This is a genomic window from Mycetocola reblochoni REB411 (genome assembly GCF_900163835.1).
Lineage (GTDB): Bacteria > Actinomycetota > Actinomycetes > Actinomycetales > Microbacteriaceae > Mycetocola_B > Mycetocola_B reblochoni.
The window spans coordinates 18,947-42,527 of record NZ_FUKR01000058.1 but is presented as its reverse complement, the minus strand read 5'-3'; the positions used below and the strand labels follow the sequence as shown (position 1 = coordinate 42,527).

Genomic DNA, 23,581 nt, shown 5'->3' with positions numbered 1-23,581 from the left:
TGGCGGTGTCCCCGGCAGCCGGCCGTGGGTCCCGGCCGCCGCCGCGGGGCAGCGCTGATCAGTAGTTCGGGCCCTTCGGCATCACGCGCAGCGAGTCCGCGTGGATGCTGAGGACGGTCGGCCAGGATCCGCCGTTGAGCTTCTCCAGTTTGGCGCGCGTGGTGATCCACCTGGCCTTCCCATTGACGAGCTCGTAGACCTTTCCGGTCCCGCTCGCCTTGACGAAGACGCGGCCGCTGACGGAGCCGGACGTCGTGATGCTCGAGCAGAAACCGCTCGACAGCGTGATCGGCGTGAACCCGGCGGGCACCTTCTGGACCTTGGTCGCCTTGCCGCCGTTCATGATGTAGTTCGTGCTGCCGCAGCGGACGAACAGGCCGGCGTCCTTCTTCGTGTAGGACGCAGCGGACAGCGTCGACGGGGCCACGAGGTGGCTCGTGCGGGCCAGCCCGTAGTCGTTCGCCATGCCCCAGACCGGCAGGCGGTACCGCGTCTTCGCATCGGTGACGAGGTACACGATCGAGTCGCCGTCCTGCTTGTACAGGTTGCCGGGAACGATCGCCGTCGGGCCGGTGGCCAGCACGGACGTCCGCGTCGTCCCCGCCACCTTGAGCACGCGCGGGGCAGAGCCGTTATTGAGCGTGGCGTGCATGTCGGCGTTCCGCGACCAGCGCCACTGGCCGCTCTGCGGAACGTAGACGCGGTTGTTGCTCGTGTCCTGGACGAACACGGTCGCCGTGGTGAGCTTCTTGGTGTCCTTCTTCGTCAGGGCGCAGTTCAGGCCGTCGAGGGTCACGGCGGAGGGCAGGCCGCCCTTCGCGGCCGAGCCGACCGGCACGAGCGTGCCGCGCGAGCCGACGTACTCGGTCCCGCCGCAGCCGACGAGCAGGCCGAGGTTGGCTCCGGCCTTGTACGGCTTGAGCTCGGCGTCGCTGACAGTGGTGACCGTCGTGGAGGCGCCGTGCTCGGCGGCGACCGAGGCGTGCGCGACACGGTGCCGCGAGCCGAGGCCGTTGACGTACCAGAGCTGCGAGCTGCCCGAGGTCTTCACGAGGGAGTGCGGCGCGAGCACCCGCTGCGACGACACGGTGAGCTTCTTCAAGCGGGCGTCCGGGAGCGTGGCCACGTAGGGCGCTTTGCCGCCGTTGAGCGCACTGTTGGCCTGGCTGTTCTTCGTCCAGTAGGCGGTCGTGTTGCCCTTGATCCAGTAGACGTTGCTGCTGCTGGGGGTCCGGACGAAGGGCGCGACGTCCGCGCCCTTGCCGAACTTCGCCAGCGCGGCGGGCGCGGCGTTGGCTGCGTTGGCGCAGCTGGTCCCCCACAGCGCCACCTGGGCGCAGGAGGTGAAACGGTGGTACTGGCCGTTGTCGATGAGGACGACGTCATCTCCCGTGCCGTTCCGGAGCACGAGCGTGGCCTTCTTCGTGCTCGTCGTGTAGCCGTTGACCGTCGCGACGCTGACCTTCTGGGCGGCACCCAGCTTGGACTTGAGCACGTTGTAGTTGGCCTTGCTGTCGACGTGGAACTTGGTCTTGCCGTTGACCAGGTACACCTCGTTCTGACCCGTGGCCTGGATCAGGTGGCTGGTGACGCCGTTGCCGCTGGAGCTGTTGCCGCCGCCGGTGGAGCCGAACCAGTCGGTGAAGTAGTTGTAGAAGTTGCGGTTGCCGTAGGCCGCGCAGGAGTTGCTCGACGCCCCGTAGCCGGCCGCGAGGGCGGCGGCGTTCGGCTGGTACGGCGTGTAGTAGTACAGCGCGGCCGTCGCCTTGTTCTTGATGGTCAGGCGGGAGGAGCCGCAGGCCGCGTTCGGGTGGTACTGGACGGAGCTGGCCTTGCCCACCGGGAACCAGGTGAAGTAGCCGGAGTAGGCGTAGACCTTGAACTGGCGCGCCGCGGAGTACACCTGGTTGGCGAAGCCGTAGTAGCGCGTGTCACAGGCCGCGGTGTCGGGGCAGGCGTACCCCATCGCGATCTTCCACCTGGCCGAGGACGTGGACGCGCCGCTGGTGATGAGCCCCTGCTCCTTCTGCAGCGTCGTGATGAGCACGCGCGGGTTGATGCCGCAGGCCTGGGACACCTTGTAGATGATGGCCGAGGCGAGCTCGTTCGATGCGCCCGTGTAGGCCTTGCAGTAGCTGTCGGCGGCACGGCTGGTCGTGGTCTGGCGGTAGTCCTTGATGCAGGTCACGCCCGAGCAGCTCGCGGCCTTGGAGGCCAGGAAGTTCTGGATCTGCCCCTGCGTCATGGTGCCCGAGTTGAAGAACACCGCGTCGCTGATGATGTTCGACGGGTCGAACTTGGACAGGTCGGCCGCCGCTGCCGGCTCCTCGTCGGCGCCGGGGACACCGGGGACGCTGGGTGCGACGAGCATCACCGCGGCGAGGGCGAAGCTCAGGACGGCGACGATCGCGGTGCGGAGCACACGCTGAGGGGGTGTGGGGCGCATGAGGCAATACTATGCGCAACTTTCACACCAAAAACAATAGTCACACTGATCACACTCCCAGCCGGGGAGCGACACGCCGAGTGTTCGTCAGGACGAGGTCTTGGTGGCGAACACCCGCTGGTAGAGGAACTTCCGCACGCCGACCGGCACGAAGCGGTAGCCGCCGCGCACCAGCACGTTGCGCAGGAACCGCCCCGTCCCGATGAATCCCTCGCGGTACAGATGCCGCTGCAGCGCGAGCTCGCTGCGGAACAGCCGCCAGCCTCCGCGCCGGGAGTAGGAGCCCGAGTCCGTGCGGTACATCACCAGCGGCTCCGCGACGTTGTCGACGCGGGCGCCGTCGCGGATCATCCGGGCGAACAGCCAGTAGTCCTCCATCAGCTCGAGCGGGCGGTAGCCGCCGGCGCTCAGGACCGCGGCGCGGCGGTACACCACCGTCGGGTGGTTGAACGGGTCGTGGAACCGCGCGAAGGCGCTGATCTCGTCGTGGCCGACGGGCGGCGTCCGCACCGCCGTGATGTCGCCGTCGCCGGTGAACTCGTACAGCCCGGAGCCGACCAGCTCCACCCCCGCCTCGATGAGCGGCAGCTGCCGCTCGAAGCGCTCGGGGAGCGAGATGTCGTCGGCGTCCATCCGGGCGACGACGTCGTGGGCGCACAGCGCCAGGCCGACCGTGAGCGCGTGGGCGAGACCCCTGTTCTCCGGGACCACCTCGTGCACGACCGGGACGGGCGAGCCCGCCACCGCCACGGCGATCGCGTCCGCGAGCGCTCCCGGCACCGGCCCGTCCTGGACGACGACGACCTGCGCCGGCCGCCGCGTCTGCTCCTGCACGGCGCTACGGAACGCGCGCTCGAAGTGCGCCGCCTCATCGCCGGCGTACACCGGCAGCAGCACGCTGAACGGGACGGCGTCACTCATCGGGAACGGCCGCTGTCCGCCCCGGCCTGGAGCTCGTGCTGGCCGCGGACGATCGCCTCCGGCAGCCCGTCCAGGACGACGTCGTTCGGCTCGGGAGCCGTGCGCAGACCGTCGCGCAGGCCCGTGGCCAGGCCGCGGCGGAGCACGCCCCTGTCGGAGGAGGCGAGGAACGTCCGCGCCCAGCGGCGCAGCGTCGCCACGAGGTAGAGGGCCTTCTCCGGCAGGCTGAAGGCGTCCGAGAAGCGGAACAGCCAGAGCTTGTTGCGCACCTCGAGCCAGAAGCGCTCCCCCGGGTCGGCGTCGGTCGAGCCGAACACCTTCGTCTTGTGCACCACCAGGCTGTCGGCGGCGAGGTAGCCGCGCGAGCGCCGGAGCACGCGGGCGGTGAACTCGAAGTCGTCGTTCCAGAGGAAGTACGCGGCGACCGGCAGGCCGACGCGCCTGATCGCCGCGGCGGAGACCATCATGGACACGAAGGACACCGAGCGCACCGGGTACGCGTTGTGCCTGGCCGCCGCCGCGATCGACCGGCGGGAGGCGAAGGGCTTGCGCCGGGGCATGTTCATCGGGTGCTCGCGGCCGTCCGTCCACACCACACGGGAGGCGAAGAGATCGCTGCCCTCCGGGGCGACCCGCGCGGTGCGAAGCAGGGCCTCGAGCGCCGTCTCCGTCGGCACGGTGTCGTCGTCCATCACCCACACCCAGTCGGCGTCCTCCACGGCGAGCGCGCGCTCCATGCCGACCGCGAAGCCGCCGGCGCCGCCGGTGTTCCGGTCCAGAGTGAGCAGCCGTGCACGGGGGAACCGTTCGGCGACCAGCTCGCTCGTGCCGTCGGTCGAGCCGTTGTCGACGACGATGACGGCATCGACGGGGCGGCTCTGCGCGAAGAGCGACTCGAGCGTCTCCGTGACCAGGTCGCGTCGGTTGAAGGCGACGACGACGGCCACGACGCGTGGGCTGGGGGTCATGCGGGGTCCTTTCGTCCGAGACGAGCGGGCCCGGCACTGTCCGCCCGCGGCGACTCGACCGAACCAGACTAGCCGACCGTCCGGCCGAACCGATGCGCGGCTAGGAGTCGAGGAGGTCGACCAGGTACTGGCCGTATCCGCTCTTGATGAGCGGAGCCGCGAGGGTGCGCAGCTGCTCGTCGTCGATCCAGCCGGCCCGCCAGGCGATCTCCTCGATGCAGCCGACCTTGTAGCCCTGGCGGTGCTCGATGACGCGGACGTAGTCGGCGGCCTGCATCATCGACTCGAAGGTGCCGGTGTCGAGCCAGGCGGTCCCGCGCTCGAGCACCTGCACCTGCAGCGTTCCCGCATCGAGGTAGTGCTCATTGACGGAGGAGATCTCGAGCTCGCCGCGCTCGCTCGGCGTGATCGACTTGGCGACCTCGATGACGGAGTTGTCATAGAAGTACAGGCCCGGGACGGCGTAGCTGGACTTCGGCTCCGCCGGCTTCTCCTCGATGGACACGGCCGTCATGGACTCGTCGAACTCGACGACGCCGTACGCCCGCGGGTTGGAGACCTGGTAGGCGAAGATCTGCGCCCCGCTGAGCGACTCGGGCCCGCTCGTGAGGGCCGAGCCGAGGCCGACCCCGTGGAAGATGTTGTCGCCGAGGACGAGGGCGACGCTGTCGTCGCCGATGAACTCCTCGCCGATGACGAAGGCCTGCGCCAGGCCGTCCGGCGAGGGCTGGACGGCGTACTCGATCCGCATGCCCAGCTCGGAGCCGTCGCCGAGGAGCGCGCGGAACTGGTCGTTGTACTCGGGGGTGGTGATGATCAGCACCTCGCTGATGCCGGCCATCATCAGCGTCGACAGCGGGTAGTACACCATCGGCTTGTCGTAGATCGGCATCAGCTGCTTGGAGATGCCCTTGGTGATCGGCCAAAGCCTGGTACCGGATCCCCCGGCGAGGATGATGCCCTTCATGAGCCCTGTCCCCCTTCGTGCGTGCCGCCCGCGTTGAGCTGTGCGTAGAACTCCCTCGCCTGCGACCAGGTGGGCAGCAGGCCGGCGTTGGCCGCCTCGGCGAGACTCGGCGCCGCGGTGTCCTTCTCGGACAGCAGCAGCTCGCCGGCCGCCTCGGGGATGGCCAGGCCGATGTCGGGGTCGAGCGGGTTCACGCCGTGCTCGCGCTCCGCGGCGTAGGTCGAGGACACCAGGTAGCTCACGGTCGCCCGGTCGGTCAGGGCGACGAAGGCGTGCCCGAGGCCCTCGGCCAGGTAGACGGCGCGGCGGTCGACGTCGTCGAGGAGCACGGAGTCCCACTGGCCGAAGGTGGGCGAGCCGACGCGGATGTCGACGATGTAGTCGACGACCGCGCCGTGAGTGACGGTCACGTACTTGGCCTGGCTCGGCGGGATGTCGGCGAAGTGGATCCCCCGCAGCGTCCCGCGGGAGGACATCGAGGTGTTGGCCTGACGCAGGTCGAGGCTGTGGCCGATGGTCTCCTCGAGGCGGTCGAAGCGGTACCACTCGAGGAACACCCCGCGGTCGTCGCCGAACACCTGGGGGGTGATCTCGTAGCTGTCGGGGATGGTGAGTTCGCGGATCTGCACGGGGGAATCCTAGCAATCGCGCCTGACCGCGCCGCGAGCACGCCGCCGACGCCTGGGAGCGACGTGCCCAAGCGACGCCGGGGAGCGGAGGGGCACCAGCGGCCGCGCCCGCCGACCCCGCATTCCCCCCGCCGATCCGATCGCCACAGCGCCCTCCCATGCGCACGAGGTGCACAGTAAGATGAAGGCCTCACGTCAAGACTGCAGGACACCCTCCCGAGGTCGCCGTTCCACTCCCGATACCCGATAGAGGACCTCGTGACGCCACCGCCCATCGACGGCACACCGTCGCGCCTGAGGCGTCGCATCCGCCACCTGTCGGCGTCGCTGGCCAAGTTCCTCGTCGTCGGCGGCGTCGGGTTCGTCGTCGACGTGACCCTGTTCAACCTGCTCCGGCTCGGCGTCTTCGGCACCGACGTCCCCTGGCAGTCGCCGCTCGGCGCCAAGACCATCAGCGTCAGCGTCGCCATCGTCCTCAACTGGCTGGGCAACCGCAGCTGGACGTTCCGGCGCGGCCGTGCGGGAGGCGGCCCCGGCCGGATGACCGTCGGGACGGAGTTCGTCCAGGTCGTGCTGGTGTCGCTCGGCGGCATGGCGATCACGCTCGGATGCCTGTGGGTGAGCCACTACGTGCTGGGCTTCACCTCGATCGTCGCCGACAACATCGCCAGCAACGTCGTGGGGCTCGGGCTCGGCACCGCGTTCCGCTTCGCGCTGCTGAGGACCTGGGTGTACCGCGACAGGACGCCGACCGAGGACAGGGGGCGCGCCGCAGCACGCCCGACCGGGCCGGGGTCCGTCCTGACCCCCACCGCACCCGCCACCGGCGGCGTCGCCACGCTGACGGGAGAGGACCGTCATGCCTGACCCCGGCCGCGCGCTGGTCATCGTGCCCTGCTACAACGAGGTCGAGAACATCCCCCTCGTGCTGGAGCGCATCCTGTCCACCCTCGACGACGTCGACGTGCTGGTCGTGGACGACAACTCCCCCGACGGCACCGGCGAGCTCGCCGACCGCATCGCCGCCGAGGAGCCCCGGGTCACCGTCATGCACCGCAGCGGCAAGCTCGGGCTCGGAACCGCGTACCTGCAGGGCTTTAGCTGGGGGCTGTCGGCCGGCTACCGCTACCTCGTCGAGATGGACGCCGACGGCTCGCACCCGGCCGACCAGCTGCCGGCGATGCTCCGCCTGGCCGCCGAGGGCGCCAGGGACGGCGTGGGGCTGGTCATCGGCTCACGCTGGGTCCCCGGCGGAGGGATCGAGGACTGGCCGCGACGGCGGCAGCTGCTCAGCCGAGGGGGCAACTGGTACGTCAGGGCCGCCCTCGGCATCGACGTGAAAGACGCCACCGCCGGGTACCGCGTGTACACGGCGGAGGCGCTGCGCGCCATCGACTTCGACGAGGTGCACGCGCACGGATACATCTTCCAGGTCGGCATGACCCTGGAGACGCTCGACGCCGGCTACCGCGTCGTCGAGCACCCCATCGTCTTCCGCGAGCGGCAGCTCGGCCACTCCAAGATGAGCACCGCGATCGTCGCCGAGGCGATGGTGCGGGTGACCGGGTGGGGCCTCGTCCGCCGCCTCGGCCGGCGGGGAGCCCGCAGGTGACCGCGTTCGCCGATCGCCTCGCCGACACCCCCGAGGCCGAGCAGGACGCCGTCTTCGACGTGTTCGAGTCCTGGGCGTCCGACCGGGGGCTGACCCTCTACCCCGCGCAGGAGGAGGCCGCATTCGAGCTCGTCGCCGGGGCCAACGTGATCCTGTCGACCCCGACGGGCACGGGGAAGTCGATGGTGGCGATCGCCGCGCACGCCGTCTCGGTGGCCCGCGGCGAGCGCAGCTACTACACGGCGCCGATCAAGGCGCTGGTGTCGGAGAAGTTCTTCGCCCTCGTCGACATCTTCGGCGCCGACAGGGTCGGCATGATGACGGGCGACTCCGCCGTCAACCCCGACGCCGACATCATCTGCTGCACGGCGGAGATCCTGGCGAACCTGTCTCTCCGCCACGGCGAGGACACCCCCGTCGGCACCGTCGTCATGGACGAGTTCCACTACTACGGCGACCCCGACAGGGGCTGGGCGTGGCAGGTGCCCCTGCTCACGCTCCCGCACGCGCAGTTCCTGCTCATGTCGGCGACGCTCGGCGACGTCAGCGAGCTGGCCGCGGACCTCAGCAGGCGGACCGGACGCCCCACGGTGGAGGTCACCGGGGTGGAGCGACCCGTCCCGCTGAGCTTCGACTACGCGACCACTCCGGTGCACGAGACGGTCGACGAGATCATCCACACGGGGAGGGCACCGGTCTACATCGTGCACTTCTCGCAGGCCCAGGCGCTGGAGCGTGCGCAGGGCCTGGCCGGCATGGGCCTGGTGTCGCGGGGGGCGCGGGACCAGATCGGCGAGGCGATCGCCGGGTTCCGTTTCAGCTCCGGCTTCGGCACGACCCTCAACCGCCTCCTCCGCCTCGGCATCGGCGTGCACCACGCGGGGATGCTGCCCAAGTACCGGCGTCTGGTCGAGCGACTCGCCCAGGACGGCCTGCTGCCGATCATCTGCGGCACGGACACCCTCGGCGTCGGGATCAACGTTCCCATCCGCACGGTGCTGTTCACCGCGCTGACCAAGTACGACGGCACCCGCATGCGCCAGCTGAGCGCCAGAGAGTTCCACCAGATCGCCGGACGCGCGGGCCGGGCGGGCTACGACACGGCCGGAACGGTGATCGCGCAGGCCCCCGAGCACGAGATCGACAACCTCAAGGCCGTCCAGAAGGCCGGTGACGACCCCAAGAAGAAGCGCAAGATCGTCCGGAAGAAGGCCCCCGACGGCTTCGTCAGCTGGGGCGAGCCCTCCTTCGACCGCCTCATCGCGAAGGCGCCGGAGACCCTCGTGTCGCAGATGCGCATCTCGCACGCCATGGTGCTCGCGGTGATCGCCCGCGGCGGGGACGCCTTCGCCATCCTGCGGGCGCTCGTGTTCGACAACCACGAGCCGCGGAGCAGGCAGCGCGCCCTCGCCGTCCAGACGATCCGCATCGTGCAGGCGCTGCTGCGCTCGGGTGTCGTGGTCCGCACCGTCGACGACGCCGGCGCCGTGCGCTTCGAGGTGACCGTCGACGTGCAGCCAGGCTTCGCCCTCAACCAGCCGCTGTCCCCGTTCGCCCTCGCCGCGTTCGAGCTCATCGAGCCGAGGGACGACGACGACCCGCTCCGCGTGGAGTACGCGCTCGACATCGTCTCCATCGTCGAGGCGACGCTCGACGATCCCCGACCGGTGCTGCTCTCCCAGGAGCACAGGGCGAGGGGGGAGGCCATCCAGGCGCTCAAGGCGGACGGGGTCGACTACGACACCCGCATGGAGCTCATCGAGCAGGTCACCCACCCGAAGCCCCTCGACGAGCTGCTGACCGCGGCCTTCGAGGAGTACCGGGCGGCCTCGCCCTGGGTCGGCGACCAGGAGCTGCGCCCCAAGTCGGTGGTGCGCGAGATGTATGAGCGGGCCATGACCTTCGGCGAGTTCGTTGCGTTCCACGGCATCCAGCGCTCGGAGGGCGTGCTGCTGCGCTACCTGTCCGACGCCGTGAGGGCGTTCCGGCAGACGATCCCCGACGAGAAGAAGAGCGAGGCGCTCAGCGACCTGATCAGCTGGCTCGGCGAGGTGGTGGCGCAGACCGACTCGAGCCTGCTCGACGAGTGGGCGCTGCTCGCCGACCCGGACGCCGTCGCCCGCCCCGCGGTCGAGGCGGAGGTCAGGCCGCGCAGCGTCCTCGACTCCCCCGTCGCCTTCACCGTGATGGTCAGGAACGAGATGTTCCGTCGCGTCCTGCTCCTCGAGCGCGAGGACTACGACGCGCTCGGCGCCCTCGACTCCGGCATCGGCATGACGGCCGATGCCTGGGCGGATGCGGCCGACGGCTACTGGGACGAGCACGACGCCATCGGGACGGGGCCGTCCGCGCGCAGCCCCGAGCTGTTCCTCGTCGACAGGGGCAGGGACAGCTGGCGGGTCAGGCAGATCATCGAGGACCCGCACGACGAGCGCGGCTGGAGCATCACCGCGAGCGTCGACCTCGCCGCGTCGGTCCAGCGCGGCGAGGCGGTCGTCCGCGTCACGGGTTTCGGCCCCAGTGGTCAGCTCCCGCAGGACACCGACAACTAGACTCGAGCACGTCTGCCCGGTGCACACGGCCGGGGGGCGAACAGGAGGGACACATGGGGCGCATACTCATCACCGGTGCGGGCGGGATGCTCGGCCAGGACCTGATCACCGTGCTCGGCGACCATCGACTGACCGCCCTCACCAGGGCCGAGCTCGACGTCACCGACCCCGCCGCGGTCGATGAGACCGTCGCGGGGCACGACGTCGTGATCAACGCCGCCGCCTACACGGCCGTCGACGCCGCCGAGACGGACGAGGAGCGCGCCCTCGCCGTCAACGCGACCGGGCCGCGCCTGCTCGCGGAGGCGGCCGAGCGCCACGGGGCGAGCCTCATCCAGGTGTCGACCGACTACGTCTTCCCCGGAACGGCGACGACCCCGTACGCCGAGTCGGCGCCACGGGGTCCGGTCAGCGCCTACGGCCGCACCAAGGCGGCGGGAGAGGAGCAGGCCCTCGCCGCGCACCCCGACGGCACGGCCGTCGTCCGGACGGCGTGGCTCTACGGCGCCGGCGGTCCCAACTTCGCCCGTACGATGCTCACGCTCGCGCGCAGCCGCGACACCGTGCAGGTCGTCGACGACCAGCTCGGGCAGCCCACGTGGACGAGGGACCTCGCCGAGCAGATCTCGCGGCTCGTCGACGCCGGCGTTCCCGCAGGGATCTACCACGGGACGAACGCCGGCCAGACGAGCTGGTACGGCTTCGCCCGGGCCGTGTTCGAGCTCTCCGGCCTCGACCCGGAGCGCGTGCAGCCGACCGACAGCACCGCCTTCGTCCGGCCAGCGCCCCGTCCGGCCTACTCCGTTCTCGGCCACGACGCCTGGGCCCGCGTCGGCATCGCTGCCCCGCGCGACTGGCGCGAGGCGCTCGAGGAGGCGGTCGCCGTCGGGGCCGTCGCACCCCCCGCAGGGGCGGACGCATGAGCGCGGTGCTTCGCCTCGTCCTCGACCGGCTCACCGTCGAGCAGCCCACCTCCGTCTCGCGGTACGCCGAGGAGCTCGCCCGCGCGCTCATCGCGACCGCGCCGCGCAACTGCGTCGTCGAGGGGATCGTGTCGGCGAGCGGGAGCGCCGGTGCGGCCGCGATCGCGGAACGGCTGCCCGGCCTGGCGGACCTGCACGTCTCGCCGCTCCCCCACCGCGAGCTGCGCACCGCGTGGCAGCTGGGCCTCGCGACCGGCATCGCCCCCGGCATGCTGCACGCCCCCGACCTGCTCGCCCCACTGCGCAAGCACGACCGTCGCTACGAGAGCGCGCAGTCCGTCGTCACGGTCCACAACACGCTCGCGTGGACCCACCCGAAGTCCCTGCACAGTTCCGAGGTCGCCTGGCAGAAGGCGATGCTGCGCCGGGCGCGGAAGTTCGCCGACGCCGTCATCGTGCCCTCCCACGCCGTGGCTGCGCAGCTGACCGAGATCGTCGCGCTCGGCGATCGGGTGCGCGTCATCGAGCACGGCGTGTCACCCCAGCTGACGCTCCCCGTCGACGCGGAGTGGCGCGCCCAGCGCCTGGAGCTGCCCGAGCACTACCTGCTCGCGCAGGGCGACCTCGACCCCCGCCGCGGGCTGACCGAGCTGGTGGCGGCGCTCGCGGAGCCCGCACTGGCGGACGCCCGTCTCCTCATCGTCGGCGGCGAGCCGTGGGGCGAGGTCTCGGTGGCGGCCGTGCTCGCCTCCTCGGGGGTCGACCCGGACCGCGTGCGGGCCCTCGGCCGGGTCAGCAACGCCGATCTCGCCGTGCTGTACGACAGGGCGGACGCCTTCGTTCTGCCGTCGCGCGCGGTCGGCTTCGGCCTTCCGGCGCTGGAGGCGTTCAGCTTCGGCACACCCGTCGTGATCTCCGACGACGCCTCCCTCCGCGAGGTCGCCGGGGACTCGGCTGAGGTCGTCCCGCTCGACGGCGAGGGCTTCAGCGTGCGACTCGCGGCGACGATCGCCGCGCTCGTCTCCGACGAGGAACGCCGGGCGGAGCTCGCGGTCATCGGTCAGGACCGCGCCCGCGCCTACAGCTGGGCGTCCACGGGCGAGCAGATCTGGCAGCTGCACGCCGACCTCTGATCCCGCCGCGAACTGCGGAGGGCCCCGACCGTTCGGTCGGGGCCCTCCGTCGTCGGTGAGGGGTCAGACGGTGACGCCCTTGCCCACGAGGAACGGGTCGGGGTCGGTCGTGTCGCCATCGAGCATGATCTTGAGGTCGAGGTGGCAGCCGCTGACGACCCCGGTCGCACCGACCTCGGCGATGATCTGGCCGCCGGACACCTCGTCGCCGACCTGAACGGACATCGAGCCACTGAGCAGGTGGCCGTAGACGGTCTCGAGCTTCTGGCCGTCCTCGTCGTCGTGCTCGAGGATCACGCGGTTGCCGTAGCCGCCCGCGTCGCCGACGAAGGTCACCCTGCCGTCGGCCACCGCTCGGATGGGAGTGCCGCAGTCGTTGCCGAAGTCGATGCCCTCATGCACCGAGTTGGAGCAGCCGACGGCGTTGCAGATGAGGTTGCGGGGACCGTAGGGCGAGGTGATCGGGCCGGGAAGGGGACGCCACCAGCCGTCGTCCGAGGCGTTGAGGTAGGAGTCGAGCGCGCCGGCCGTGTCACCGGATCCGGCCGCGGACGCCGCGATCTGGTCCGAGCCGTTGCTCGTGCCGTAGTCGTCGGCCGCGAGGTCGACGGGAGCGACCTCGGCCGAGACGGAGAGCGACTGGCTCTGAGCCACTCCGCTGAGGCTGGCCTTGGCGTCCGCGACCGAGCCGTCGCCGCCGAGCGCATACGCGGGCAGTGCGGCGGTCGCGAACAGTCCGGGGACGGCGAGCCCGACGATGAGCGAGGTCTTGACCGACTTGCGCGGCGCGGCCGCGGCCGTGCGCGGGGCGCGGCGCCGAGCACGGGCCGCCGGCGGTGCCGCGGAGAAGGAGGAGAGGGAAATCGTCGCGCTGGCCGCCGAGCGGGGGCGGGCGGGGGCAGCGGATCGGCGCGAGGCGGAGGGACGGCGGGCGACGCTCGGCAGCGGGAGGGTGTCGAGCGGGTGGACCGCATCGTGGCTGCTGATCTCGGCGGGCAGAACACGTGATCGCTCGGGGGTGCGGTCGTCGCCCGCGCCCCCACCGGCGGCCGGGCGCACGGAACCGGGACGCTCGGAGGCACGAGGTGCGGGCTGCGGAGCCGACACGGGCACCGACGGCTCGACCGGTCCCGACGCCTCGACCGGTCCCGACGCCTCATCGACGCGGCGGACGGCGTCCTCCTGCGCCTGGCGCATCTCGCGAAGCTGCCGTCGGGTCATCGGCGCGGCCGCGTCCCTGGCGGGAGCGGCGTCGTCGCCGTGTCCCGGGTTCCGGGTCGGGTCTGTGCTGTTTGCCACGGGGTGAATGCCTCCAGATCCCACCGACACAGGGGTCCTGTCGCGAACGTTCGGGTACTCGTCTCCGGAAGACAGCGGGGGTGGGATTCCGGGACGTCGCCGCGATCCGGGGATCGACGACCATTCGAGGATACGACAGTGCGGACGCGCTTTCGACCTTTCCCCGGAATTTGTCACGAAAAGATAACGCGTCAGTGGATCAGGGCGTCGGGGTCGCCTCCAGCTCCGCCTCGACCGCCGTGTGGATCGCGTCGATGTCGGGGTTGTCCTGGTCGACGCCGTTCTCCGGCGTGAGGTCGTAGGTGCGCAGCTCGTGCGTCCTCGTCTTGTTCGCCAGCTCGGCGAAGAAGCCGAGCTGGTTGGCCGGGACGTCGGTCTTGATGAGGTCCGAACCGGCGGACATGACGTCCTCGAACTTGGTCAGCACGTTGACCGGCTCGAACTGGCTGACCACCGCGGCGATGAGCTCCTTCTGCCGCGCCATCCGGTCGTAGTCGCTCGTCCCGTGCCGGCTGCGCGCGTACCACTGCGCGTAGTAGCCGTTGAAGTGGTGCATGCCCGGCTCGATCCACTCGTCGACGTTGTTGAAGTTCTCGTCGCCGCCGATCGGCAGCCGCTCGGTCACCTCGATGTCGACCCCGCCGAGCGCGTCGATGAGGCTCGAGAACCCTGCCATGTCGACAAGCACGTAGTACTGGATCGTCAGACCGGTGATGCCCTCGGCGGCATCCTTCGTCGCCTCGATGCCGGGGCTGGAGGAGTTCGCCACGGCGTCCGGATAGTAGTCGGCGTGCCAGACCTCGGCCTCGGTGTAGATCGAGTTGAGCTTGCAGACGTCGACGTCGCAGTTCCAGTAGCCGTCCGGGTACCTCGCCGCCATCGGCGAGCCCTCGGCGAAGCGCGCGCCGAGCATGTCGCGCGGGAGGCCGATCATGACGGCCTCACCGCTGTCCGCGTCGATGCTGACGACCGAGATGCTGTCCGGCCGCAGCCCCTCCCTGTCGTCGCCCGCGTCCCCTCCGAGCAGCAGCACGTTGTAGCGCCCGTCCACGGCGGGCAGCGACTGCGTCGCCGAGAAGATCGAGCCGATGCCCCCGCCGGCCACACCGGCCAGGTACGAGCCCCACGACGCACCGCCGACGCTGAGCACGAGCCCGACGACCGTGAGCACGGCGACCAGACCGCGCGAGGTGCCCGACAGCCGCACGAGCCGCACCAGCCGGAGCGTGTCGAGCGTGAGCACCACGAAGAGCACGGCGTACAGCGCCAACAGCACCTGCACCACGATGAGGAACCACGGGGTGAGCGCGACGGAGAGCAGCCAGCTGCGTGCCGTGAGGACGAGGATGACGGTGACCACGACGAGAGCCCAGAGGGTCAGCGTCGCGCTCAGGCCGATCCGACCGAGCCGCTTGTTCCCCGCCAGCACCTGGGCCGAGCCGGGGATGAGCACGTTGAGGACGACAAGCCACCAGCCCCGCCGCCCCATCAGGCGCTGCGAATCGACGTCGGGGTCGCGGATGGGCTGCGTCGAGGACACGGTCGCGCTCATCGCTTCTGGCGCAGCGCCTGGCGCTTGACCTCGACCTGATCGTTCAGGTCACGGCGGTACGCGTCCAGCCGGGCGCCCAGCTCCGCATCGGAGCTGCCCAGCACCGCGGCGGCCAGCAGCCCGGCGTTCTTCGCGCCGCCGATCGACACCGTCGCGACGGGGATCCCCGCCGGCATCTGCACGATCGACAGCAGCGAGTCCATCCCGTCGAGGTGGCTCAGCGGGACGGGGACGCCGATGACGGGGATCGTCGTGACGGCGGCCACCATCCCCGGCAGGTGCGCCGCGCCCCCCGCGCCGGCGATGATCGCCCTGAGGCCGCGCTCGCGCGCCGTCCGCCCGTACTCGACCATGCGCTCGGGGGTGCGGTGCGCCGACACCACGTCGACCTCGCAGGGGATGCCGAAGTCGTCGAGCACGGCGACCGCGTCCTGCATGACGCGCCAGTCCGAGTCGCTGCCCATGATGACGCCGATGAGCGGGGAGGCCGACGGCTCGGCAGGCGTGGAGGGTGAAGACATGGGCACCATCGTAGAGCGCCGATCGTGGAGATCAGCTGCGCGGCACACGTGCGTCCCGGATCAGTCCGCGAAGACCGCTGCCACCGCCCTCGCGTCGGCGAGCACGCGCTCCGCGTCGTCGCCGATGAGGGTGACGTGGCCGACCTTGCGCCCCGGACGGGAGAGCTTGTCGTAGGAGTGCAGCTTGGCCGAGGGGTTCAGCGCCGCGGCCCGGTCGTAGCGGTCGGGCATGCTCTGCCCCTCCGGGCCGCCGAGCACGTTGATCATGACCGCGGCGGGGGCGAGCGGGCTCGGGTCGCCGAGCGGCAGATCGACGACGGCCCTGAGGTGCTGCTCGAACTGGCCGGTGACCGCACCGTCCTGACTCCAGTGACCCGAGTTGTGCGGCCGCATCGCGAGCTCGTTGACGAGCACCCTCCCGTCGACCGTCTCGAACAGCTCGACCGCGAGGACGCCGGTGACGTCCAGCCCCTCGGCGACGGCCACGGCGATGGCCGCCGCGGTCTCGGACACGGGGCCGTCCGAGGCGGGCGCGGGGGCCACGACCTCGGCGCACACGCCGTCCTTCTGGACCGTCTCGACGACGGGCCACAGGGCGATCTCCCCGCCGGGCCGTCGCGCCACCAGCTGAGCGAGCTCGCGAGAGAACTCGACGAACTCCTCGACGAGCAGACTGCCGCCGTTGCCGTCCTCCGCCAGCGAGGCGAACCAGTCGTCGGCCTCGGCTGCGTGCTCGATGACCCGCACACCCTTGCCGTCGTAGCCGCCCCTCGGCGTCTTCACGACGACCCGGGGTCCGTGGCGGGAGATGAACGCGGCGAGCTCCTCCGGTGAGGCCACCCGGCCCCACGCGGGCACGGGCAGCCCGAGCTCGCCGAGCCGCTCGCGCATGAGCAGTTTGTCCTGCGCGTACTGCAGGGCGTCGGGTCCCGGACGCACGACCACGCCGTCCGCGACGAGCGCGCGCAGCACCGCCTGCGGGACGTGCTCGTGGTCGAAGGTGACGACGTCGACCGTCGCCGCGAAGGCCCGGACGGTCTCGAGGTCCCTGTAGTCGCCGACGAGCGTGGTCGCGAGCGCGGCCGGTGCCCCCTCCGCCTCGGCCAGGACGCCGATCGGCAGCCCCAGCTCCACCGCGGGCGCGATCATCATCCGTGCCAGCTGTCCTCCGCCGATTACCCCGACCCGCTTCATCCGTGCTCCTCCCGGCCCTGCTCCGAACGTCCGTGGGACCATCTTGGCGCACCGGACGCCGTCAGCCGAAAAGGCGGGCTCCGTCAGCCCAGGACGCGGGTCGCGTCGGTGCGCGGCCTGGCCGACTGGGAGCGCTCGACGAGCTCCGTCAGCGCGTCGGCGACCCGTCCGGCGCCGGCGACGTCGTCGAGCGCGAGCGGCGCGTCGATCCCGTTGGACAGGGTCACCGTCCCCGACCTCGTCATCGACTGGATGGGGCCGCGCCTGAGGGTGACGGTGTACCCGCGGGAGTGGAACATCTCGCGCCGGGTCCTGACGAAGACACCGTGCTTGACGATGACGCGGCGGGACGTGATCGTGTACGAGCGGCTGAGCCACATGAGGTACGGCATGACACAGCCGAAGACGGCGACGACCACGGCCGAGCCGAGCAGCACCCAGGCCTGCCAGGGGCGGTCGACGAACCCGAGGGCGAACGGAACGAGGCCGCAGAGCGCGACGAACAGCACAGCGGGCAGCAGCAGGCCCCTGGCGCTCGCGCGGACCCGGGCGACCTCCCACTCGGTGGGGACGAGCGGACGCTCATCGTCGACCTCGCGGGCCTGCGACCAGTCCGTTCCACTCATACCCCTATTACTATCACCGGCTCCCGCGGAGGGAGCACGGCGCGCTCAGAGCGCGCGCAGATGGGTGATGTCCGCCGCCGACACCGCCTGTTCGGCCGCGCCGTCGACCCCGATGACGAGCCGCCCCTCGCCGTCGATGCGCAGCGCCGTGCCCATCAGCTCAGCCGACGGCAGCTCCGCGCGCACGCGCAGCCCGAGGGTCTGGCAGAGGGAGTCCACGCGCGCGGCGATCCCCGAGCCGACCGGGTCCCCCCCGGCGTCGCGCCAGTCGCCGACGAGCGCGCCCAGCCGCGCGAGCACCGCGCTGGCCAGGCGGTCATCGGGAACGCCGTCGACCCCCTCCATCGCCAGCGATCCCGCCGTCGACACCGGACGCTGATCCTCGGTCATGCCGGTGTTGATCCCGATCCCGACGATCGCCCTGAGCGGCGACCCCTCGCGGAGCTCACAAAGGATCCCGGCGATCTTGCCGCCGGACACGAGGACGTCGTTGGGCCACTTGAGGCGCGCGCCGATCCCCGGAGCGACGTCCTCGAGGGCGTCGGCGACCGCGACGCCGCTGAGCAGCGGCAGCCAGCCGAGCAGCGACGCCGGGATAGATCCGACGTCGACGAGGGTGGACAGGGCGAGCATCGTGCCGTCGGGTGCCGACCACGAGCGACCCAGACGCCCGCGTCCACCGCGCTGCGCCGCGCTGACCACGGTCGTGCCGTCGGGGAGCGCCGGGTCGTCGACCAGCCGACGCGCCAGCTCGTCCGAGGTGGAGTCCACGACGCCCGGCGCGAACAGCCGGCTCGCGATCGCGGTCGTCAGGGGGTAGTCGCTGCGGATGCTCACCCGGTCAGCGTAGCGGCGGCCCGTCACGCCGCTCCGTCCGGGCGGCGGCCGAGCCGAGCGGCAGGAGCACCCCGACAACGCGACGCGGATCGGCTTGTCGCGATTCTCCACAGGAGCGGGGTGGGCGCCCCGCTAGAGTGAGTCGGGTGAGCGAAGACCTGAACAGCGCCGACGGCCCCGATCTCAGCAGCACAGCCGGAAAGATCCGGGACCTGCAGAACCGATACCACGAGGCCGTGGTCGCCTCGGGTGAGGCCGCGATCGCGAAGCAGCACGCCAAGGGCAAGCTGACCGCCCGCGAGCGCATCGAGGAGCTGCTCGACCCGGGGAGCTTCGTCGAGCTCGACGAGTTCGTGCGGCACCGCACCCACGCCTTCGGCATGGACGCCAAGCGCCCCTACGGCGACGCCGTCGTCTCGGGGACGGGCACCATCAACGGACGCCAGGTCGCGGTCTACGCGCAGGACTTCACCGTCTTCGGCGGCTCCCTCGGCGAGGTGGCCGGCGAGAAGATCATCAAGGTGATGGACCTGGCGCTGCGCATCGGCGTGCCGATCATCGGCATCCTCGACTCCGGAGGGGCGCGCATCCAGGAGGGCGTGGTCGCACTCGGCAAGTACGGCGAGATCTTCCGCCGCAACACCGCCGCGTCCGGCGTCATCCCCCAGATCTCGATCATCATGGGACCGGCCGCCGGTGGCGCCGTGTACTCCCCCGCCCTGACCGACTTCGTGATCATGGTCGACAAGACCAGCCAGATGTTCGTCACCGGCCCCGACGTGATCAAGACCGTCACCGGCGAGGACGTCGGCATGGAGGAGCTCGGCGGCGCGCTGACGCACAACACCCGCTCCGGCGTCGCCCACTACCTGGCGGAGGACGAGCACGACGCGCTCGGCTACGCCAGGGCCCTCATCGGCTTCCTCCCCGACAACAACATGTCGGACGCCCCGGCGTACGACGCGGACCCGATCCTCGAGACCACCGACGAGGACCGCGAGCTCAACACGCTCATCCCCGACTCAGCCAATCAGCCCTACGACGTCAAGACCGTCATCGAGCACGTCGTCGACGACGGCGACTTCCTCGAGGTCCAGCCGCTGTTCGCGCCGAACATCGTCATCGGCTTCGGACGGGTCGAGGGCAGGCCGGTCGGCATCATCGCCAACCAGCCCTCGCAGATGGCCGGGACGCTCAACATCGAGGCGGGCGAGAAGGCCAGCCGTTTCGTGCGCTTCTGTGACGCGTTCTCGATCCCGATCCTCACCCTCGTCGACGTGCCCGGCTACTTGCCCGGCACCGACCAGGAGTGGACGGGCGTCATCCGACGCGGCGCGAAGCTGCTCTACGCCTACGCCGAGGCCACCGTGCCGCTGGTCACGGTGATCCTGCGCAAGGCCTACGGCGGCGCCTACATCGTGATGGGCTCCAAGCAGCTCGGCGCGGACATCAACCTGGCCTGGCCGACGGCGGAGATCGCGGTCATGGGCGGTCAGGGTGCCGTCAACATCCTCTACCGGGGCGAGATCAAGAACGCCGAGGCCGCGGGCCAGGACGTCAACGAGGTGCGCACGCGGCTGGCCAACGAGTACACCTACAACGTGGCCAGCCCGTTCCTCGCGGCCGAGCGCGGCGAGCTGGATGGGATCATCGAGCCGGCGGCGACACGCGTGTCTGTGGTGAAAGCCCTGCGCACGCTGCGGACCAAGCGCGCGAGCCTGCCGCAGAAGAAGCACGGGAACATCCCGCTGTGACCGTCCAGGATTCCGGCGCGATCCGTTTCGTCTCCGGCTCGCCGAGCGACGAGGAGCTCGCCGCGGTCACGGCCGTGCTCAGCGCCCTCGCGGTCGAGTCGGAGTCGCTCGGCGCGCAGGCGACCGCCGTGCGGGCGCCCACCGCATGGTCGCGGAGCCAGCGGTCGATGCGTTCCGCCTGGCAGCCGGGGCCGGGGCGCTGGCAGCACTTCGGCCGCTGACCGGTCGGCGGGACGGGGCGCGCGACGGTGTCCCCCAAAGTGACGACTATCGCCGGGGTACCCGGGTCGGAATGATGGCAATCGTCGGAGTTCCAATCTGGGGCTCCACCTAAGTGCTCGCCTTACAAGGGTTACGGGTGAGTTATTGGGGGACGGATCGGATCGGCATTCGGGTTGCCTCTCTGATCCGGGGTACGGAAGGGCCGTTCGTCACGAACGGCCCTTCTTCCGTTGTCACCGCGCAGTCGGACGCCGCAGTCGGACGCCGCATCCGGAGTGCGAACCCGGCATCCGGACGCCGCATCCGGCTTCCGCGCGCGGAACCCGCACCCGCCCCAGAGCAACCCGGCCGCCCGCGGGACCGCGTATACGCACCCGACCCGGAGCCACCCCTCCGATGCGAGTGGCCCCGCGCCACGCGCACGCGACGCTCCGCGGTCAGCGTTCGGTCGCCGCCTCACCGAGCGGGTGTCGCAGGACGGAGCCGTCCCTGAGGATCTCGACCCAGACGACGACGTCGTCCTCCGGATCGTCCGGGTCGGGCGACTGGTCGAGCCCGACGACGGTGACCGCCGTCGACGTCCCCGTCGCCCCCGTCCTGACCACGAGCGAGGCACACACCAGGCCGTCGAGTTCCCCCGCGAGACGGTCGAGGACGAGCAGGCGCTCGCGCGGACCCATCTCGTCCAGGCCGCCCTCGTCGAGCACGGCCACCCGGGTCCCGCGCCGCCGGATCTCCTCGAGCCGGCTCCGCACGAGCGGGGTGATCAGAGCGCGACCGCGGATCTCGTCGCGGAGCGCCGACTCGATGATCCCCGCCTCGACCCGCTGCCGCTCGGGCAGGACGCCTCCGGCGAGGATGACGTCGCGGAGCACGGGCATCGCCTCACGCGTCGTCCGCTCCAGCCGCGCGGTGCGCTCGGCGTCGTGCGCCCACTGGACGGCCTGCCAGCGCGCGGCCTCCCGCTCGGCGTCGGCCAGCTCGCGTGCCCGCCGGTCGATGGCGACCAGGCTCCTGGTGAGGAGGCTGGCGAGCGCGCCCCAGAACAGCGCACCGCTGATGCCGACCCCCACGGCCGTGCTCAGCCCCGTCCAGAGCACCGTCTGCACGGACAAAAAGAGGATGCCCGCCCAGCCGAACACCTCCTGGCGCAGCACGATCGTGATTGTCATGAGCGCCCCGATCGAGGCGACGTGCCAGCTCGCGTAGCCGTTGTCGACGCCGCCGTCCAGCTGGGACGTCACGAGCACAGGGACGACGATGGCTGTGCTCAGGTTGACGACCGCCGCCCAGATCGGCAGCGGCCCCCTCATCCCCAGCCACAGGCTGATCGTCGTCGCGGTGGCATACAGCGCCATCGCCCAGACGGAGGGCCACGGGCTCTGGGCCTGCCCCAGCGTGATCACGCCCCTCACCAGGTTGTAGGCGGAGAAGACGACCGCAAGAGCGATGAGGAGCGTCCTGTTCAGCGCCACGTCGCACCGCCGTCCTGCGGTGCGGGCCAGCGCAGCTCCACCCTGGTGCCCTCCCCCGGGGCCGTGTCCAGGGTGACGTCGCCGCCGAACACGGCCATCCGCTCGATGATGGAGACGCGCAGGCCGAGCCGGCGCGGCTCGACCGTGGCCGGGACGAAGCCCGACCCGTCGTCCTCGACGACGATCACCACGTTCCCGGCACCGCCGCGCAGTGTGACGCACCGGTTGACCCCGGGACCGCCCGCGTGAGCGACGCTGTTCTCCAGTGCCTGCGTCGCCGCCCGGACGAGCGCCTCGGCGACGTCCCGCGGAAGCGTGCCCCCCTCCGCCGACAGCAGGTCGCGGAACACCGCTCCCGCACCGGATGCGGCGACCCGCGACGCGAGCTCCCTCCGCAGGTACGCGACGCTGGTGCGCTGGCGCAGTTCGTCCGGGTCGACGTCGGGTGAGGAGACGAGCACGGCGATGGCCCGCGCCGCCATGGTCCGTGCCGCCCGGCCGCCGGGGGCGTCCTCGGCGCGGGCGGCGGTCTGCAGCGCGGCGAGCACCGAGTCGTGCACGAGGGCGTCGACGGCGATCCGCTCCGCACCGACCACGTCCTGCCTCACCACCTCGTCGTAGCGCACCAGGGCGGCGTTCCTCGCCGTGTCGAGGCTGACGGCCGCGGTCCGGAAGATCAGCCAGAGCGTGACGATGAGGTAGCCGATCATGAGCGCGTAGGAGGTGTCCAACAGCGCGGTCGTCGTGGCCACCTCGGACCGGGGCAGCACGAGGAACTGGGCCGCGCCGTACCCGATCGAGGCGACGGCCACGTAGAGGGCGGAGACCACGAGCCCCGCGGCCTGGACGGCGCACGCGCTGGCGAGGGAGCAGAGGAACCAGGTCCAGGGGTGTCCCATCGGGTCGGAGGCGCTGCCGAGGACCGGCCACATCGCGATGACGAGAAGGTACGCGATCGCGAAGCAGGCGTTCACCTGCCTCGCCCCCCTGCCGAGGAGCCCGGCCACGGCGACGCCGGCGACGAGCAGGTGGCACACCGCGACGACGACCTCGCCGATCACGGGGGGCAGCCCCGTCCCCTCGCCCAGTGCGACGAACAGCGACTGCGTGCCGAACACGAGCGCATACAGCGCCACCGACACCTGGAGCAGCCGCTGCACCCGTCGGAGCGTGAAGTCGGGCTGCGGCGCGACGCCCCTCGGCGGGCGCAACAGCCGGTCGGGGCTCATGTCCCCTCGGTCAGCGACGGCAGGATGCCGTCCTCGACCGCCCGGCGGAGCAGGTCGACCTTCGTCGGGGCGGGCCTGCCGACCTCGACGTACTTCTCACGGACGCGCGCCAGATACTCCCGCGCGGTCGACGGTGCGATCCCCAGCTGAGCGGCGACGGCCTTGAGCGGGAGACCCGAGGCGTAGAGGTTGAGCACCTCGCGTTCCCTCGGCCCGAGCTGGACGCGGGCGAACTCGTCGTCGGCGCCGACGACGGAGGCCCACTCCAGGTTGTTGAGCTCCTCGCCGCGGGCGACCGTCGCGATCGCGTTGACGACGTCGCAGATCGGCGAGGACTTGGGGACCACCCCGGACGCGCCGGCGGCGAGCGCCTCACGCACGGCGGGGACGCGGTCGGCGATGCTGTGGATGAGCACGGCCGCCCCGGTGCACTGCACGGCCGTGACGTTCTCGGTGACGCTCCTGCCGTCGCCGAGGGAGAGGTCGAGGACGACGACGTCGCCCGCACCCGACTCTGCTGCGGCCACGCGCTGCAGGAGCTCGGTGACGCTGGGGACGCTGTGCTCGACGGAGAAACCGGCCGTCTCCAGGCTCGCCTGCAGGCCGAGCCGGACGGACTCGTGATCGTCGACGATCGATACTGTCACCACGTGTCCATGCTAAGCCAGCCCCGCGACGCCGTCCCGCACGGCGCGGCGCGGGCGCGACGTCGGGCGGGAGC

At 71.2% G+C, this 23,581-nt stretch carries 21 protein-coding genes; 7 read left to right on the top strand and 14 right to left on the bottom strand.

Features of this window, described 5'->3' with window-relative positions:
* Positions 1 to 58: 58 nt before the first annotated feature.
* The 5 genes from FM119_RS10650 to FM119_RS10630 form a co-directional block, all read right to left on the bottom strand.
* Positions 59 to 2,446 carry a hypothetical protein gene (locus FM119_RS10650; protein WP_143822685.1) on the bottom strand — a complete coding sequence of 796 codons (2,388 nt, stop codon included), beginning with the start codon at positions 2,444 to 2,446 and terminating at the stop codon, positions 59 to 61.
* Positions 2,447 to 2,533: 87 nt separating this feature from the next.
* Entirely contained in the window at positions 2,534 to 3,367 is an 834-nt protein-coding gene (locus FM119_RS10645) for a glycosyltransferase (RefSeq protein WP_087137944.1), read from the bottom strand.
* Complete coding sequence (locus tag FM119_RS10640; protein ID WP_087137942.1) at positions 3,364 to 4,335, bottom strand: glycosyltransferase family 2 protein; 972 nt, start codon at positions 4,333 to 4,335, stop codon at positions 3,364 to 3,366. Before FM119_RS10640 ends, FM119_RS10645 begins: the two co-directional genes overlap by 4 nt.
* 100 nt (positions 4,336 to 4,435) lie before the next feature.
* Complete coding sequence (rfbA, locus tag FM119_RS10635) at positions 4,436 to 5,302, bottom strand: glucose-1-phosphate thymidylyltransferase RfbA (RefSeq protein ID WP_087137939.1); 867 nt, start codon at positions 5,300 to 5,302, stop codon at positions 4,436 to 4,438.
* Positions 5,299 to 5,931, bottom strand: coding sequence for a dTDP-4-dehydrorhamnose 3,5-epimerase family protein (locus FM119_RS10630; RefSeq protein ID WP_087137937.1), 633 nt, complete (start codon positions 5,929 to 5,931; stop codon positions 5,299 to 5,301). Before FM119_RS10630 ends, rfbA begins: the two co-directional genes overlap by 4 nt.
* A 258-nt stretch (positions 5,932 to 6,189) precedes the next feature.
* Here FM119_RS10630 and FM119_RS10625 point away from each other — a divergent pair, with 258 nt between their 5' ends.
* The 5 genes from FM119_RS10625 to FM119_RS10605 are packed head-to-tail and all read left to right on the top strand — an operon-like array spanning position 6,190 to position 12,151.
* Positions 6,190 to 6,798 (top strand): GtrA family protein, encoded by a 609-nt coding sequence (locus FM119_RS10625; RefSeq protein ID WP_245827447.1) that lies wholly within the window; start codon positions 6,190 to 6,192, stop codon positions 6,796 to 6,798.
* On the top strand, positions 6,791 to 7,543 hold the full coding sequence (locus FM119_RS10620) for a polyprenol monophosphomannose synthase (RefSeq protein ID WP_087137935.1): 753 nt from the start codon (positions 6,791 to 6,793) through the stop codon (positions 7,541 to 7,543). Before FM119_RS10625 ends, FM119_RS10620 begins: the two co-directional genes overlap by 8 nt.
* A complete protein-coding gene (locus tag FM119_RS10615; protein WP_087137932.1) occupies positions 7,540 to 10,095 on the top strand; it encodes a DEAD/DEAH box helicase in 2,556 nt (851 codons plus the stop codon). Before FM119_RS10620 ends, FM119_RS10615 begins: the two co-directional genes overlap by 4 nt.
* A gap of 53 nt (positions 10,096 to 10,148) precedes the next feature.
* The gene (gene rfbD / locus FM119_RS10610; RefSeq protein ID WP_087137930.1) at positions 10,149 to 11,018 is read left to right on the top strand and encodes a dTDP-4-dehydrorhamnose reductase; all 870 of its coding nucleotides are present in this window, start codon (positions 10,149 to 10,151) and stop codon (positions 11,016 to 11,018) included.
* The gene (locus FM119_RS10605; protein ID WP_087137928.1) at positions 11,015 to 12,151 is read left to right on the top strand and encodes a glycosyltransferase family 4 protein; all 1,137 of its coding nucleotides are present in this window, start codon (positions 11,015 to 11,017) and stop codon (positions 12,149 to 12,151) included. Before rfbD ends, FM119_RS10605 begins: the two co-directional genes overlap by 4 nt.
* A 63-nt stretch (positions 12,152 to 12,214) precedes the next feature.
* On the opposite strand, the gene FM119_RS10600 is transcribed toward FM119_RS10605, so the two are convergent.
* The 6 genes from FM119_RS10600 to FM119_RS10575 form a co-directional block, all read right to left on the bottom strand.
* A complete protein-coding gene (locus FM119_RS10600; protein ID WP_087137926.1) occupies positions 12,215 to 13,450 on the bottom strand; it encodes a M23 family metallopeptidase in 1,236 nt (411 codons plus the stop codon).
* A 199-nt stretch (positions 13,451 to 13,649) separates the two neighbouring features.
* On the bottom strand, positions 13,650 to 15,002 hold the full coding sequence (locus FM119_RS10595) for an LCP family protein (RefSeq protein ID WP_245827446.1): 1,353 nt from the start codon (positions 15,000 to 15,002) through the stop codon (positions 13,650 to 13,652).
* On the bottom strand, positions 14,999 to 15,523 hold the full coding sequence (gene purE / locus FM119_RS10590) for a 5-(carboxyamino)imidazole ribonucleotide mutase (protein ID WP_245827441.1): 525 nt from the start codon (positions 15,521 to 15,523) through the stop codon (positions 14,999 to 15,001). The genes FM119_RS10595 and purE overlap by 4 nt, the downstream gene beginning before the upstream one ends.
* A 60-nt stretch (positions 15,524 to 15,583) precedes the next feature.
* Complete coding sequence (locus tag FM119_RS10585; protein ID WP_087137924.1) at positions 15,584 to 16,717, bottom strand: 5-(carboxyamino)imidazole ribonucleotide synthase; 1,134 nt, start codon at positions 16,715 to 16,717, stop codon at positions 15,584 to 15,586.
* Between the two features lie 83 nt (positions 16,718 to 16,800).
* Positions 16,801 to 17,343: a PH domain-containing protein gene (locus FM119_RS10580; protein WP_087137922.1), complete on the bottom strand. Its 543-nt coding sequence runs from the start codon at positions 17,341 to 17,343 to the stop codon at positions 16,801 to 16,803.
* A gap of 45 nt (positions 17,344 to 17,388) precedes the next feature.
* Complete coding sequence (locus FM119_RS10575; protein WP_179205295.1) at positions 17,389 to 18,180, bottom strand: biotin--[acetyl-CoA-carboxylase] ligase; 792 nt, start codon at positions 18,178 to 18,180, stop codon at positions 17,389 to 17,391.
* A 146-nt stretch (positions 18,181 to 18,326) separates the two neighbouring features.
* Here FM119_RS10575 and FM119_RS10570 point away from each other — a divergent pair, with 146 nt between their 5' ends.
* Positions 18,327 to 19,934, top strand: coding sequence for an acyl-CoA carboxylase subunit beta (locus FM119_RS10570; RefSeq protein ID WP_087137917.1), 1,608 nt, complete (start codon positions 18,327 to 18,329; stop codon positions 19,932 to 19,934).
* Complete coding sequence (locus FM119_RS10565) at positions 19,931 to 20,155, top strand: acyl-CoA carboxylase subunit epsilon (protein WP_087137915.1); 225 nt, start codon at positions 19,931 to 19,933, stop codon at positions 20,153 to 20,155. Before FM119_RS10570 ends, FM119_RS10565 begins: the two co-directional genes overlap by 4 nt.
* A 438-nt stretch (positions 20,156 to 20,593) precedes the next feature.
* Here FM119_RS10565 and FM119_RS10560 read toward each other — a convergent pair whose 3' ends face one another.
* Genes FM119_RS10560 through FM119_RS10550 form a run of 3 tightly spaced genes read right to left on the bottom strand, consistent with a single transcriptional unit; the run spans position 20,594 to position 23,510 of the window.
* On the bottom strand, positions 20,594 to 21,631 hold the full coding sequence (locus tag FM119_RS10560) for a hypothetical protein (RefSeq protein ID WP_087137913.1): 1,038 nt from the start codon (positions 21,629 to 21,631) through the stop codon (positions 20,594 to 20,596).
* On the bottom strand, positions 21,622 to 22,860 hold the full coding sequence (locus FM119_RS10555; protein WP_087137911.1) for a sensor histidine kinase: 1,239 nt from the start codon (positions 22,858 to 22,860) through the stop codon (positions 21,622 to 21,624). Before FM119_RS10555 ends, FM119_RS10560 begins: the two co-directional genes overlap by 10 nt.
* On the bottom strand, positions 22,857 to 23,510 hold the full coding sequence (locus FM119_RS10550) for a response regulator (protein WP_087137909.1): 654 nt from the start codon (positions 23,508 to 23,510) through the stop codon (positions 22,857 to 22,859). The genes FM119_RS10555 and FM119_RS10550 overlap by 4 nt, the downstream gene beginning before the upstream one ends.
* Between the last annotated feature and the right edge of the window lie 71 nt (positions 23,511 to 23,581).

Excerpts from the sequence above, each read along its gene's own strand:
- FM119_RS10650 (WP_143822685.1), bottom strand. The coding sequence starts at position 2,446 with ATGCGCCCCACACCCCCTCAGCGTGTGCTCCGCACCGCGATCGTCGCC.
- FM119_RS10645 (WP_087137944.1), bottom strand. The coding sequence starts at position 3,367 with ATGAGTGACGCCGTCCCGTTCAGCGTGCTGCTGCCGGTGTACGCCGGC.
- FM119_RS10640 (WP_087137942.1), bottom strand. The coding sequence starts at position 4,335 with ATGACCCCCAGCCCACGCGTCGTGGCCGTCGTCGTCGCCTTCAACCGA.
- rfbA (WP_087137939.1), bottom strand. The coding sequence starts at position 5,302 with ATGAAGGGCATCATCCTCGCCGGGGGATCCGGTACCAGGCTTTGGCCG.
- FM119_RS10620 (WP_087137935.1), top strand. The coding sequence starts at position 6,791 with ATGCCTGACCCCGGCCGCGCGCTGGTCATCGTGCCCTGCTACAACGAG.
- rfbD (WP_087137930.1), top strand. The coding sequence starts at position 10,149 with ATGGGGCGCATACTCATCACCGGTGCGGGCGGGATGCTCGGCCAGGAC.
- FM119_RS10605 (WP_087137928.1), top strand. The coding sequence starts at position 11,015 with ATGAGCGCGGTGCTTCGCCTCGTCCTCGACCGGCTCACCGTCGAGCAG.
- FM119_RS10595 (WP_245827446.1), bottom strand. The coding sequence starts at position 15,002 with ATGAGCGCGACCGTGTCCTCGACGCAGCCCATCCGCGACCCCGACGTC.
- purE (WP_245827441.1), bottom strand. The coding sequence starts at position 15,523 with ATGTCTTCACCCTCCACGCCTGCCGAGCCGTCGGCCTCCCCGCTCATC.
- FM119_RS10585 (WP_087137924.1), bottom strand. The coding sequence starts at position 16,717 with ATGAAGCGGGTCGGGGTAATCGGCGGAGGACAGCTGGCACGGATGATG.
- FM119_RS10580 (WP_087137922.1), bottom strand. The coding sequence starts at position 17,343 with ATGAGTGGAACGGACTGGTCGCAGGCCCGCGAGGTCGACGATGAGCGT.
- FM119_RS10555 (WP_087137911.1), bottom strand. The coding sequence starts at position 22,860 with ATGAGCCCCGACCGGCTGTTGCGCCCGCCGAGGGGCGTCGCGCCGCAG.